The organism is Methanococcoides sp. (assembly GCF_030594565.1).
Classification (GTDB): Archaea; Halobacteriota; Methanosarcinia; order Methanosarcinales; family Methanosarcinaceae; genus Methanococcoides; species Methanococcoides seepicolus.
Genome location: NZ_JAUVEY010000042.1, coordinates 1 through 14243 on the forward strand (window position 1 = coordinate 1; position 14243 = coordinate 14243).

Annotated in this window: 12 protein-coding genes and 1 pseudogene; 10 read left to right on the top strand and 3 right to left on the bottom strand. The window is 37.0% G+C overall.

Annotated features, from left to right (window positions below; genetic code table 11):
- Positions 1-280: 280 nt before the first annotated feature.
- Together QAS77_RS05155 and artC are read right to left on the bottom strand one after the other, a co-directional pair.
- Entirely contained in the window at positions 281-1402 is a 1122-nt protein-coding gene (locus QAS77_RS05155) for a GNAT family N-acetyltransferase (RefSeq protein WP_305064361.1), read from the bottom strand.
- Between the two features lie 183 nt (positions 1403-1585).
- Positions 1586-2440 carry an archaeosortase C gene (gene artC / locus QAS77_RS05160; protein WP_305064362.1) on the bottom strand — a complete coding sequence of 285 codons (855 nt, stop codon included), beginning with the start codon at positions 2438-2440 and terminating at the stop codon, positions 1586-1588.
- A gap of 197 nt (positions 2441-2637) precedes the next feature.
- Between artC and QAS77_RS05165 the strand changes: the two genes are divergently transcribed.
- From QAS77_RS05165 to QAS77_RS05205, 9 genes are all read left to right on the top strand, one after another.
- A complete protein-coding gene (locus QAS77_RS05165; RefSeq protein WP_250868062.1) occupies positions 2638-3429 on the top strand; it encodes a hypothetical protein in 792 nt (263 codons plus the stop codon).
- A gap of 25 nt (positions 3430-3454) precedes the next feature.
- Complete coding sequence (locus QAS77_RS05170) at positions 3455-4468, top strand: lipid II:glycine glycyltransferase FemX (RefSeq protein WP_305064363.1); 1014 nt, start codon at positions 3455-3457, stop codon at positions 4466-4468.
- A 44-nt stretch (positions 4469-4512) separates the two neighbouring features.
- Positions 4513-5700 (top strand): DegT/DnrJ/EryC1/StrS family aminotransferase, encoded by a 1188-nt coding sequence (locus tag QAS77_RS05175; protein ID WP_305064364.1) that lies wholly within the window; start codon positions 4513-4515, stop codon positions 5698-5700.
- A 297-nt stretch (positions 5701-5997) separates the two neighbouring features.
- Complete coding sequence (locus QAS77_RS05180; protein ID WP_305064365.1) at positions 5998-6135, top strand: hypothetical protein; 138 nt, start codon at positions 5998-6000, stop codon at positions 6133-6135.
- On the top strand, positions 6132-7169 hold the full coding sequence (locus tag QAS77_RS05185) for a DUF354 domain-containing protein (protein WP_305064366.1): 1038 nt from the start codon (positions 6132-6134) through the stop codon (positions 7167-7169). Before QAS77_RS05180 ends, QAS77_RS05185 begins: the two co-directional genes overlap by 4 nt.
- Complete coding sequence (locus tag QAS77_RS05190; protein WP_250868067.1) at positions 7166-8170, top strand: lipid II:glycine glycyltransferase FemX; 1005 nt, start codon at positions 7166-7168, stop codon at positions 8168-8170. The genes QAS77_RS05185 and QAS77_RS05190 overlap by 4 nt, the downstream gene beginning before the upstream one ends.
- A gap of 177 nt (positions 8171-8347) precedes the next feature.
- On the top strand, positions 8348-9778 hold the full coding sequence (locus QAS77_RS05195) for a flippase (RefSeq protein WP_305064367.1): 1431 nt from the start codon (positions 8348-8350) through the stop codon (positions 9776-9778).
- A 214-nt stretch (positions 9779-9992) separates the two neighbouring features.
- On the top strand, positions 9993-10889 hold the full coding sequence (locus QAS77_RS05200; RefSeq protein WP_305064368.1) for a glycosyltransferase family 2 protein: 897 nt from the start codon (positions 9993-9995) through the stop codon (positions 10887-10889).
- Entirely contained in the window at positions 10856-12391 is a 1536-nt protein-coding gene (locus tag QAS77_RS05205; protein WP_305064369.1) for a hypothetical protein, read from the top strand. Before QAS77_RS05200 ends, QAS77_RS05205 begins: the two co-directional genes overlap by 34 nt.
- Positions 12392-12638: 247 nt before the next feature.
- Here the strand turns inward: QAS77_RS05205 and mdh are convergent.
- Positions 12639-13572, bottom strand: a pseudogene (gene mdh, locus QAS77_RS05210) (malate dehydrogenase).
- Positions 13573-13907: 335 nt separating this feature from the next.
- On the opposite strand from mdh, the gene QAS77_RS05215 reads away from it, so the two are divergent.
- A partial coding sequence (locus tag QAS77_RS05215; protein WP_305064370.1) for a hypothetical protein occupies positions 13908-14243 on the top strand: 336 nt, incomplete at its 3' end.

Here is a 14243-nt window from a genome sequence, read left to right on the forward strand (position 1 = left end):
AAATTGGAATTTGCAACTAATTCCAAAAACAATAACTGTTGCCTGAAAAGGTTATGAGATGCTTGAGCTGTATGAAAGAAAACTTTCACGTACAGTTCTTAGGCGAGAAAGAGGGAGTAATCCCTCTGACTTAGCCGACAAATTCTTGATGTTTGATGTCAGTGAAATCAATTTCTTTATTCAAACTGTTTTTAATGTTTTCGGAGATATATTTTCATCGCTACTCAGATCAATGTATGTCAGCGGAAATCGATGTATCTTTTTTGTTTCCATACAGATTTTACAGGACTCCTCTATTTGGATCGAAAATGGAAAGCAAGAGTTCAGATTGACTGGATATTTCATTGTCTTTATCTTCAGTATTAACGAATTTATACAAGTACGGTATCTTGTTCGATCTTTTTATTTTGATCTTATTTTTCAATATTTCATTCATTTCCTCATTGATTGGCCAGAAACTCACTGCAGCAACATCATGTTTTTTTGCTAGATTTTTTGCAAAAGGGATAACTGATCGAATTATTCCCTCATCATATTTTGGGATATATATATCTTTTAATTGCATGACTTTGACATCATGCTTGTATGTTATGTCAAATACAAAGTATCCAACGAGTTCGTTGTTCTGTGAGTCTATACATTTAATAACATGCCTTCTGCCAGCAAAAGCCTTTGAGAAAAATAACCATCGTAATGTTTCTACATCTCTGTATAATGTTGTTGAGTTCTCTTTCCGATTATTATACCATAGCTCTGCAAATGATTCATTACAGTCACTACACAACGAGCAAATGAAGTTATTGCACTTTTTCGGTTTTGCTCTTTTATCTCCTATCAATTTAATAAAAGGTGAGATCAATTTTGTAGGGACTAATAGAACTTTCAGTATGGACAACTTTGGTTGGGATCTAACACTTTTTTTAATAAAAAAATCAAGCATTTTTCCATAATCGCGTACATACAAGTATTCAATGCCATCGAAAGGGATTTCAAAGTCTTCAAAACCAAATTTTTTAAAAATTCCATATGATGCTTCATTTGGACTATTATTGAGTAGTAGTTTAACATTTTTTTGCTTGGCGAACGCATGCAGTAACTGGATACCTGTAATTCCACGCATTGAAGGTTTTACATAGAATGGCATGCCTGCTAAAGCTATATCCTCTGATCCGTTGATCTGATATTTCACAGGAATATTTCCAAAGAATCCAACGATCTCACCATTTTTTTCGACAACCCAACCATATGGAATGCCTGGATCCATGCTCGGATTCTCTACCCACCATGTATATATACGATTTTTCCAAACATCAAGTGAGTCTGATTGGAAACCTTCTGCCAGAAACTCAGCAATATTTGCAAAATCTTTTTCTTCCACGTATCTTAACTTGGCCGATGACATGATCTTCATATAAATGTATGTAACATAATGATTTAATAATTTCTATATGTAATCTAAGGCAGAATCTACAATCATTACAAATCGTGGCAATGATCACAGGTGGCCATGGGGGATAATAAATTTTGCCATGGCTATTGAATTCTTGGTTTTCAGGACAAAATTTAATGTTTAACGAAAACCGATTTAGAGTTTGTTCTTATTTATGTTGTTTCCTGTTTTTAGATTCATGATGTACATTATACCACCTGCAACGATGGCAAAAATGATCCATCCTATATGTGTGTGGACCGACATCATAACCTCAGTCCCATATGAGTATGCAGCTATGTAAAGGATTATTACTCGCACAAGGTTTGCGATATAGGCAACTACAACAGCAAATCCTAGCAAATATAATGTCTTACTAAAATTCATTTTCTCTATGCGACTATAACCAGCAACAATTCCTATCAGTAGGAACATTGAATATAATCCGGAGCATGGTCCGCCTATCACTATAGTCATATCTTCAACACCACTGAGCTTCACAGCCTCAGTTGCAACTACTTCAATGGGTATTCCTGCCAGTTTAATGACAGTTACTGTTGGTAATAGAACAAAGTAATGATCAAACAGATGGAAAAACTTGATTTCTAATGCACCAAACAATGTATAGAATATCAAGTACAAAAAAGTAAATATGCCTGCTATGTATGCACCAAACTCTCCCATACGGCAAAGTTGGTGGTTGTTTATTCCAAAAGCTATGAGTGATATCCCTAAGAAGAATACCATAGTATCAAGTGTGCCAAGTTGGCTATTGGTCCTAAAGTTATAGAATATATCTGCAAAAGCAATGAAAGTACCTATGGAAATGTACAATTTTGAACTTTCTATTGTTCTGGTCTCTGTCAAACGTATGCGTGTGACCAGGGCTGCAGCAGCTAAGATCAAGAATATACCAACATACGTAGAGCCTTCGCTGAACTCTATTGTGGCTCCTGTGAACAATGAAAGTATAAGGAGTATGAGAAATACATTCTTATTTTCGTTTATCATTTATATGTTTTACTTGTCAATTAATGCATATTAAAGTACTGTTTATGCTTTCAAGTCTTGTTTAACTTTAAAGTATCTGTGCATATATAAATACTAGAAACAGCTAATTTAAAATATGAAAGCTTGATCATTCGATTTATATCGTCTGAACGGTTCAATTGTGAAATATAATATTTGTTCATTGGGGGTAAATAATTGTGAGAGATTTCACATTATCAATGTACGGACAATTCCTTGAAGCCATCACTAATACGGAGTACACCGCAACCTCCGTATGCGATTATCTCAAATACGTGCCGGATCGATGTGTAATTCTTCGCCATGACGTGGATCGTGCTGTGAAACGTTCGCTTGATATGGCACAACTTGAGCATGAATATGGCATTAGGTCTACGTATTACTTCAGACACACCGATGAAGTATTTAAGCCAGATTACATGCATGCGATTGCAGATCTGGGGCATGAAATAGGGTTCCATTATGAAGTTCTGGATAAGGCTAAGGGGGATATGAAAAAAGCCATCAATATCTTCGAAAAGGAACTGAATGAATTGAGAGACGTGGAAGAAGTAACTACGGTTTGCATGCATGGAAATCCCTTGTCTCAGTGGTTGAATCGTGATATCTGGAAGAAATACGATTTCAAGGAATTCGGGATCTTAGGTGAACCCTATCTTTCTATAGACTACAATAAGGTAATGTACCTGACTGACACTGGCAGGACCTGGGCAGATCTGAACATCCGCGTTAAGGATGTGCTGAATTCTGGTGGATCTGGAGCAAATTCCGGCTTTGTTGGAAAAATAGCCTCTACGAAAGATTTGATCGAACTTATCAAAAGTGAAGAGGTCCCGCAGTTGTGCATCCTGGCACATCCTAACAGATGGTGTGACGATACTTTTGGATGGACAAAAGAGATCCTCTTGCAGAACATCAAAAATATCGGTAAGGCTGGAATTGTCTGGTACAGGAATAGGAAGTCCTTGTGATCCTGGTGGGGATGTGTGCTGAGATATGATCGAGATCACAGATTCATTCGATAAGGTCCAGTGGGACAATTTCGTAAGCGATCACCCACATGGCAATATCTTCCAAACCACTGAGATGGTCGAGGTCTACAGACAGGCAAAGAACTACGAACCTGTATCTTTGGCTGCGGTAGATACCGTGTCTGGAGATATCTTTGCGGTAGTACAGGCAGCTGTCATATGTGAAATTAGTGGAATTGGAAGTTCGTTTTCAGCACGTTCTGTAATACATGGAGGTCCTCTTGCTTTTGAAAGTAGAGAGGGTACTGAGGCAGTTTCTGTTTTGATGGGTCAATATAATGCTTTGATGAAAAGGAAGGCAATATATACCCAGATCCGCAACATATGGGATATACAGGAATCTAAACAGATGCTGGAATCTCTGGGTTATACATATAGTGACCATCTGAACTATCTGATCGACCTTGACAGGACTGCTGATACTGTGTGGCAAAGTATTCATAAATCACGCAGAAAAGGTATCAACAGGGCAGAAAAAGCTGGTATAGAGATTAAAAAGATCGAGAATGATGATGAATTGGTAGATTCATATAATTTAATTGAACAAACTTATAGGAATGTTCGAATGCCTATTGCAGATATTTCTTTATTTAGGGCTGTATATAATTTATTTGCGCCAACAGGTATGGCTGATTTCTATATGGCGATTCAGGACGGGATGCCTGTAGGTACCCGGGTAGTGCTCAAATATAATGATCTGGTGTATGACTGGTATGCAGGATCAAAAAAAGAGGTGGAGTATGTGGACGAAGCGCTTGTCTGGTGTGTTCTCAAAGAAAATGCTGGTACATATAAGACATTTGACTTTGGTGGTGCAGGTCATCCGAGCAAACCATATGGTGTAAGGGAATTCAAAAGACGTTTTGGCGGAAAGGAAGTGAATTTCGGTAGGTATGAGAAAACACATGACAAGTTCAAGAATAGAATTGCTGAAGTTGGGTATGGTATATACAAGAAATTGAAATGTGGGCAATTCTAACATCGATATGTACTTATAAAATTGACCTAAAACCAATATTAAAAATGAATTCGATTAAACCCAACCCCAGATTAATTCCCAGATTTAACATTGACTATTATACTGGGGATTTCCTATCATCAATGTTACATCTAGATAAGAGATCAGATGTTGGCGAGATAGCAAATATATTTGCAGATGTATCCATCAATTACACAAATAGCGGTCGCACTTCCCTTTATATCATTTTAAAAGCTCTGAATTTGCCTGAGAACTCAAACATTGGTGTTTCTTTATATACGTGCCCAAGTGACTTCGATGCGATAATACATGCTGGGCATAATCCAGTATTTATTGACATTGAGCCTGATAATTATACTCTTGATCCACAAGATCTGAATAAAAAAATAGATGATCTTGCTGCTGTTGTTGTAGTCCATGCCTTAGGTCGTCCTGCTGACCTTGAGGGGATATTGAAGGTTGTAGGGGACAAGCCGGTGATCGAGGACTGTGCTCATGCATTGTTGAGCAGGTACAAAGGGAGGCTTGTTGGAACAATTGCAACTGCTGGATTTTTTAGTTTCAGAACTGGGAAATATATTTCCGCAGGTGAAGGTGGAATGATCACTACTAAGGATCTTCAACTTGCATCAAATATAGGGGATGAGATTGAAAAGCTACCCCTTCTTCCAATTACTGACGAGATCAAGCATGCAACAATAACGTATGCACGCTCACTACTGTATCACAGACCTTGGTTTGGATTGTTTTCTTTGCCACTTGGTAGTAGGATCGAAGAAAAGATTGATATTATGAACAAACGCTCATTTAGTAAAACAAAGATCAGGAACACGGATCTTCATGTTATTACAAAAAAAATAAAGGATTTTCAGGGAAAAGTGGATAAAACTAGGAATAATTCCCTTTATTTAATAGAGCAACTAAAAGATCTTGATCTAATACTTCCAGTTGAGCGTTCGGAAACCTACTGTAATTATTTCCTTTTTCCAATACAGCTTAAAAACATTTCTGTGAGGGACAACTTGAGCGAAGCGCTCAGAAAAGCAGGATTTGATACGATCATGCTGTTTAGTGCGACACCAGAAATAGCAAAATTGAGTTATGGATATGAGGGGGATTGCCCTGCTACTGAAAATGTAGCAAAGAGGCTACTTGTTATGCCTAACCATTATACCTTGGGGAAAAAAGAACTTGATAATATATGTAAGATCATAAAAATTTGTATTCGATGAGATTTGTTTTCAATAATATGAAAAACGATTGCTCCGAGATTTCCTATTAAATAGTTTAGGATCATATTGTTAAGAGCATGTAATTGCCATGTTGGGGATAACGTATATATTAGAGGGAATAAACAATTATATACAATCTGCTTGATTGAGTTCATCTTGTTGTATGGTAGGGGTTACGTATAACCAGGTGTTATCTTTGTAGCTACCTCAGGCCCATTTTTGTCAAAAATTGGACCATCTATAAAAGCTATAAAGAGCAAGATCATATATTAGGTAACCTTAAAACAGGGGGCAATTATGCTGCCAAATCTATCAATTAGAACTGGGTATGTGGTTGGTGCGGTGCTGGTTGGTGCGGGGTTAGCTGCTGCAAAAGATATTGATTATTATATTATTGTAACAGGTGTTCCTGCAAAGAAGGTGGAAGCGAATTGAATGTATTATTGGATATTGGTCATCCTAAAGATGTAAATGTGTTCAGTAATGTGATTCGATTACTTCAGGAGAGGGGACATAAAATTAAAATCTTTGCACGGGCTAAAGAAAGCACCAGGAAAATGCTGGAAGAGAATGGTTTTGAATATAAACTCTGCAAACATTATAAGACAATGCCGGGCAAAGCTTTTGGTGTTCTTGCTAATGATCTACTTTTGTACAAAATGGCAAGACAGTTCAAACCTGATATTTTTGTAAGCCCGGGTTCTCCTTATTCAGCACATGTTAGCAGATTGATGGGGAAGCCGCATCTGGCATTTTCAGATACTGAAATAGCAGGGCTGGTCACAAAACTTGCCTTTCCATTTACAGATAGGATCTACACGTCGACGTCGTTCTATCTGGACCTTGGACCAAAACAGACACGTTTCAGAGGCTATTATGAGTTAGCATACCTTCACCCCAAATATTTTAAACCTGATGAGAATGTGTTGACTAAATATGGTTTAAAAGCAGGATATATATTGGTTCGTCTATCTGCTCTCTCCTCACATCATGATCTACATGCAAAAGGTTTTAATTTCAAGGCGGAAAAAGAATTAAAAGAATATATCTCTGTGCTTGAAAAGTATGGAAAAGTGATTATCTCCTCTGAGCTCTCAGATTGGCAAACAATTAAGGATTATCAGCTTGAAATTGACCCCAAAGACCTGCATAATATAATCTATCATGCTTCACTGTGCATTAGTGAAGGTGCAACTATGGCTTCGGAAGCCGCTGTACTTGGAGTACCTTCGATTTATGTTTCCAATAATCAAAGGGGTTATCTTAACGAGCTTGAGCAAAAATATGGACTTGTTTATACGATTCCTGATAAGGGTCTGGCACTGAAAGAAGCGATTGAGATACTGGGGAATGGATCAAATAAAGATGGATGGAGATCAAAAAAAGATGAAATGTTAAGCGACACTATAGACGTTGTCGATTTTATTGTTGATACCATTGAGTTTCATGACCAAAAGGGAGTTCAATGACAGAATTTAGCATAATAAAACCAGAAAAGGACATGCTAAATAAGTTTGTCTCTAAAAACAAGTATGCTACTATTTTCCAAACAGGTCACATGCTTGATATCTATCATGGTGTGCCTGATTGTGAACCACTGGCTTTGGCGGTAGTTGATGATAACGATGAAATTCTGGCATCGTTGGTAAGCATCAAATTTACAGAAATAAGTGAAATTGGTTACCTTTCTTCCCACATAACGATTCGCGATGCTCCCCTCTGGGTAAATAGCGAATGTGGTAAAAGTGCAGCCCTTGCACTCATTAACAAGCATGATAAAATTACTAAAAGAGGATCCCTTTATAATCGAATATATTCAAACTCTAATGCTGCCATGTCAGATTTATTATGCTCATGTGATTATAATTACGAGGATAATTTAAATTTCTTAATTGACTTGAACCGAACTGAGGAGGAGTTATGGAGTTCATTGGGAAAAAAGAAACGTAATGGTATTAGACAAGCTCAAAAAAATAATTTGGTGATCAAGGAAGTAGAAAATTACGATGAGTTAAAAAGTTTTTATAATCTTTTGTCAGAAACTTCAGAAACTGCCAAGATACCAGTTAAAGATTTTAAGTTATTCTATAACGTCTATAACATACTAGTACCAAAAGGATTGTCTAAGATCTATCTGGCAATTTACGATGGTTTACCAATCGCTGGAATACTTACGCTTAATTATAATAATACCATTTATGATTGGTATGCGTGTTCATCACGTAAATACTTGCATCTGCATCCTAATGAATATTTAGTCTGGAATATACTATCATGGGGTGCTAAGAACGGTTACTCTACTTTTGATTTTGGAGGAGCTGGCAGTCCGAAAGTAAAGTATACTGTCCGAAATTTCAAAAAACAATTTGGAGGGACATTAGTAAACTATGGTACATATACAAAAATAAATAAACCCCTTACTTTCAAGGTGTGCAAAAAGTGTTATGAATTATATTGTAAAATATTATAATGTTCTTCTTTAATATCGTATGTGCTAGTTATTTTTTTGTAGAAGGACTTACCAACGTTTGCGAATATCTTGAAAAGCTTACCTATCATAATTTGGACATTGAGTGAACTATTGTCGATCCGGATTCCAATTCAGTAATTAAGAGTCACGATCATTAATTAGAGAATAGGTGAAATATTGAGCACAATTGATAAGGTAGCCAAAAATACAGGTGTCCTGCTGGTGGGGAATCTGCTTTTCAGGTTAATCTCTTTAGTTGTTGTAATATATCTCGCAAAATACTTGGGAGTCGATGATTTTGGGAAATACAATTTTGTGTTTGCCTACATTGCATTTTTTGGCATAGTTATTGATTTTGGCCTCAGTGAAATACTTGTGCGAGAGATGTCAAGAGATACTGAAAGCATGGCAAAGATGCTTGGAAATGCATATATTATTAAAATAATACTCTCTGTATTTTCTATTCTTCTGTCAATATCACTCATATCATTGATGGATTATCCGGTAGACACGACCACATACGTGTATCTGATATCATTCACACTACTGTTCATATCATTTAGCGATAACTGCCGTTCGGTGTATCAAACCACACTGAAAATGGAATACGACATAATAGCAAAACTTATATCTAAAATAGTTTCTGCTTCTCTTATCTTCTTCATAATTGCTATGCATGGCACCTTATATCAGTTAATGCTTGTATTCCTATTTTCAGAGGTATTGAAAGCCTTGTTAAATTATTTTTTTGTGAAAAGATTTGTTAGGGTCAAGTTCGAGATCGATCTCACATTGTGGAAACATTTGTTCAAAGAAGCTCTTCCAATAGCATTCTCCAGTGTGTTCCTCATAATATACCATCGGATAGATGTACTGATGCTTTCCATTATGATTGGTGATAATGCCGTAGGCCTGTATTCGGCTGCATATAAATTATGCGAACCATTAGGTTTGGTCCCATATGCAATTGTCATCTCATTATTTCCTGTTATGTCAAGAGCATTTACAAGTTCAAAGGACACTTTGATAAAATACTATGAGATGGGTTTCAAGTTCCTTGTAATACTTATGCTGCCAATTACAGTGGGAACTGCTCTTATCGCTGATCGGATCATACTCCTTATTTATGATCAATCCTTTGCGGGTTCAATAGTTGCACTCGAAATACTAATATGGTCGGTTTTCCTCGTATCTGTGAATTTATCTTTAACGAGTCTGTTAACATCAATTAATAAGCAAAGATTGAACACTTTGAGTATGGGTGTCTGTGTTGTGGCAAATATCTTACTCAATTACTTGGTAATCCCTAAGTATAGCTATTATGGAGCAAGTATCACAACGGTCGTAACAGAATTGATATTATTATTTATGAGTCTTTATTTTGTTTCCACGAATTTAGTCACTCCAGGGATATTCAGGATATTCGTTAAGCCCATGCTGGCGTGCTTGCTAATGGCTATGCCTGTTTATTATCTGAATAATTTTGTAAGTATCAACCTGTTTTTAATAGTGATCTCAGGAGCACTTACTTATGGGGTGGCTTTAGTAGTGCTACGAATATTTTCAAGTGAGGAAACCAAAACTATAAGAAGGGTTTTGAAGATATAATTATAATCGGAACAAGTCTTATTGCAACAATGGGGATTATTGCATTAATGACTGTCTGGACACTCGAGGAAACAATGATCCTGCGATCATCAATGAAATTTTGTTGGTGAAGAAGGGTGGAGTGTATGTCTATGATCTATGGCTGAAACCTGTGTTGCTAAGGGAATTCGAATGTATATGGCTTTTAGTTTATAAGGATAAATGACATATGAGTATGAGAACATATATTTTGGTGACGCCTTGTAAAGACGAAGAATACAGTTTGCCAAAACTTGCAGAGTCGGTGATCAACCAGAAGATGAAACCAGAGTTATGGGTAATAGTCGATGATGGTAGCACGGATAAAACTCCTCAAATATTACAAGAACTTACCATGTCTCATGACTGGATAAGATCCGTACGACTGGATGAAACTCCAAGAGATCTGGGGATCCACGTTGCACATGTTTATCGCGTGGGTTTCGACTATGCACTGGAATATTGTGATAACAACAATATCTCATATGATCATATCGGGGTTGCGGATTCAGATGTCGTACTTGACGATAATTATTTTGAATATCTAATAAATCAGCTTGAAATGAATCCTAAACTTGGTATCTGTAGTGGTCGGATAGGCTCTACTGTTAATGGCAAAATACTGTGGGATAGGGATCGTGAAGATCTGCCAACAGGTGGTGCCAGGCTATGGAATAAAAAATGCTTTGAAGAGACGGGGGGTTATCTTTTAACCTGTAGCCCTGACAGCATTGCGATTGTAAAAGCTAAACTTAGGGGATGGGAAACAAAAAAGTTCGATGACGTAAAAATGATATCTTTAAGACCATTCGCAGGTGCTGAAGGTCAATGGATCGGATACAAAAAAATGGGTTCCAACAATTATCATATCGGATTTACACCGTTGCATATTTTACTAAAAGGGGTAAAACTTTTATGGAGCAAAGATGATTTTCATAAAAATGGCGTGGGCATACCTTATATGCTAGGCTACTTCACAGAGTATCTTAAAAGGGCACCCAGAATTGATGACAAAGAAGTGATCGATTATTATCGGAATACCAGACTGAAGGAGATATTATGTTTAAAGATAATCCACCGAAAAACAAGGTGATAATTTTTGCACTGCTTATAGTGCTGAACGTAGTGATAAGGATTCCTTCGATATCTCATGAAAAAGGGAGCGATTCTTTTTTTGTTCATTCCCTTGCCAATTCGATCACGATGTATGGGCAGGCCAACTGGTGGGAAAGTTGGCTTTCCATCTTTGGTTTATACCCATTGTCATATGCAAGCGGGATTCCGTATTTCTTGTCTGGTGTTTCCCAACTTGCAAATATTGATATGGAAATCACGATTTTGGTTTTCTCTTTAGTGTTGGGTCTTTTTAGCCTATTTGCCTCTTATTTACTTGGAAATATGATCTATCCAGATTCGATTTTTAAATATGTATTTGCATTTCTTTTTTCAGTGTCCCAGGGTGTATTGATTTTTACTACTTGGGAAGTCAGTACAAGAGGTCCTTTTATTGCACTATTTCCTCTGTTCTTATATTTGCTATTGAAATTTTCGAACGGTTCAAGGCTAAAAATAGGTGCTATGTTGCTGATATTATTAATTTTACTATTTAGCATTCATAAATTTTCTTATTTTGCAGCATTATCTCTTGGATTGATGGTATTCTTGTTATTGACCAGAGATAGAATAAGAATACCTTCCAATCTTCAGACAATAGGGTACTCTGTACTATTTTTGTTCTTCATGCTACTTCCTTTTTTCAAACGGAGCCTAGTACCTTTTGCAGGTTCCAGGTATGATTGGATACTGGAAATATTCATAGTTCAAGTAAGGCATGTGGGACCATTGACCCTATTAGTTTTTGGTGGCTTGGTTTACATGCTGTTGAAACAGCCTAAGAGAAAAGAAGAGGCGTTCATTCTATTGTTATGCGCATTTCTTTTACCAATTATATATTCTGATATCTATGGGCATTTTGTTTATCTGATCTTCTCAATATTTTTGGTTAGCATTGCTCTAACTAATATTCTTAATGTGCCATCCAAACATTTTAAAACATTCGCAATATTATTACTTATTTGTTCGGTATCATTTTCGGGCTTTTATAATCACTGGCGTACTGGAGAATCGGCGGAAGAATGGGTGATGGATGACAAAACATATGTTTCTGCAAAATGGGCCAATCAATATATTGATGATACAGCTGGAGCTTTCGGGAACGGTGATAGAACGATGCGTCGGTTTATGGCCATATCAGATGGAAGTCCAAGGGTACTTTTAGATTCGATATCAGCTCTCACGTATGGATTTGTGAATTTTTCTGAAATTGTTGTACAAAAGAGGTCTCCATTATCCACTTCATATTATTTTGACAATCCCTATTTTGCAGAAAATTTTCATTCAACAGATGGAAGCGTCAACTGGATCTTGATACAGGAAGATATAGATTACAGATCCTCCAGAGAGGTATACAGCAAATATGATCTTTCTTACCTTATAATGGACACTAGATATCATGAACCTGTATTTGAATCAGTATATGAGAAAAAAATAAGTGTCTATGATAATAGTAGGATCAAAATATGGATAATAGACTAATTATCCTATAAACCTCTTTTTAGTTTTCTATTTTTGAATATCTTCATCAAGTGCAGCATATACAGGAAGCATCAGCAACACGGAAATTATGATTAGCTCGGTCGTACTATTAACTCAAATCCCTTTGGTTGAACCTGGAAATCATGTGTATCTAATATGTCGAAATCAGGAATTTATATGCATAATCCTATAAAAATAGTATTCGATAGAAAGGGATTGAAAGATATGTGATGCATATCCTTGTACATTACAGTTTTAACTTTGCTATCCCTTCACGCACAGACTTAGCCGATCTTGAAAATGCCTGTTGCTGGTTTTCTGTCAATTCAAGTTCGATGACCTCTTCCACGCCGTTCTTACCTAATATCACAGGTACCCCTAGATATAGATCGCTCTCGTTGTATTCTCCTTGCAAATAAGCGGCTGCAGGAATAACTCGCTTTTGATCTTTCATTACGGCTTCTACCATTGTGGCAATGGATGCTGCCGAGGTATAGAAAGAACTGCCTGTCTTAAGATATTCAACAATTTCAGTTCCAGCGTTGATGGTGCGCTGTATCAGCCTGGAAATCGTTTATTCTGGAAGCATTTTTGATATCGGAACTCCCGATACTGTGGTATATTGTGGTATATTGTGGCAGTGCTACGAGGGAATCACCATGTCCTCCAAGTACGAGTGCAGAAACATCCTGTACTGAAATTCCAAGTTCCATTGCAATGAATGCTGCAAAACGACTTGAATCAAGTACTCCACTCATTCCAAATACTCGGTCAGGTTCCAGTCCTGTATATTTCTGTGTGGCATAGGTCATTACGTCAAGTAGATTGGAAGCCGTTATAACTATGGCTTCAGGTGCATATTCCGAGATATTTTCAGATACATCTCTTATGATATTTGCATTTATCTTCATCAGGTCGTCATGTATCATTCCCTTTTTCCGGGCAATTCCTGCGGTAATGATAACAACATCAGAATCCGCAATGTCAGCGTAATTGGTCGTGCCCAATATGTCCACATTGTATCCAAGAACAGGGGCAGCCTGTATTATATCAAGTGCTTTCCCTTCAGGCAGACCTTCAACAACATCGGTCATAACAATGTTCCCGAGCTCAAGTTCTGCAAGACGCTGAACAGTAGTAGAGCCAACGTTACCTGATCCTATGACTGCTATTTTCTTCATTTGTAACTACCTCCGAATGATTGGACGTATTCAATGATCAATACATTGCAATCTATGTTTGATGCTTAACATTAATATATGTGATCTTAGTTTATTTGAGGATCTCTCTACAGAGCCGAACTATTACATATTTAAAAATAGATTTGCAAAATAGAAGCTCGAAACATTTATATGACATAATTATATATTTTTATATACCAATGGTGGTTGGTATTTTTGTAGTTAATATTTTCGTGGTGGGTGATATTATTAAAACATTAAATGTAGATTCTCGATTCATTAGCAGAGTTCGTAAAATATTCTATTTCAACCTGAGATCTTGCAGGATCATTGGTATGGCATTACTTTTAATTCTGCTTACAACCGCCGGCGCAGCATCGGCGGAAGAGCCAAATGTATGCAGAGAACTTCCGGTAAGTGCAATCCCAGGTGACACAATAACTGTGATATTGAATATCACACTTAATGGTGCAGACAAGACTGCCATCCAGGACACTGTGCCTGAAGAATGGGTCGTAAGTAATCCATCTTGGGCTGGATCGATCTCTAATGCAAATACAGTATTCTGGTTCAGTCCCAACAAACCAGATTTCACACAGTTGACCTATAATGTTACCATCCCCGAAGATGCAGCACCTGGATCATACACATTTGTTGGTGAGTTCGACCTG

Coding starts and splice junctions, on each gene's coding strand:
- QAS77_RS05175 (WP_305064364.1), top strand. CDS start 4,513: ATGAATTCGATTAAACCCAACCCCAGATTAATTCCCAGATTTAACATT.
- QAS77_RS05200 (WP_305064368.1), top strand. CDS start 9,993: ATGAGAACATATATTTTGGTGACGCCTTGTAAAGACGAAGAATACAGT.
- QAS77_RS05190 (WP_250868067.1), top strand. CDS start 7,166: ATGACAGAATTTAGCATAATAAAACCAGAAAAGGACATGCTAAATAAG.
- QAS77_RS05205 (WP_305064369.1), top strand. CDS start 10,856: ATGTTTAAAGATAATCCACCGAAAAACAAGGTGATAATTTTTGCACTG.
- QAS77_RS05170 (WP_305064363.1), top strand. CDS start 3,455: ATGATCGAGATCACAGATTCATTCGATAAGGTCCAGTGGGACAATTTC.
- artC (WP_305064362.1), bottom strand. CDS start 2,440: ATGATAAACGAAAATAAGAATGTATTTCTCATACTCCTTATACTTTCA.
- QAS77_RS05180 (WP_305064365.1), top strand. CDS start 5,998: ATGCTGCCAAATCTATCAATTAGAACTGGGTATGTGGTTGGTGCGGTG.
- QAS77_RS05155 (WP_305064361.1), bottom strand. CDS start 1,402: ATGTCATCGGCCAAGTTAAGATACGTGGAAGAAAAAGATTTTGCAAAT.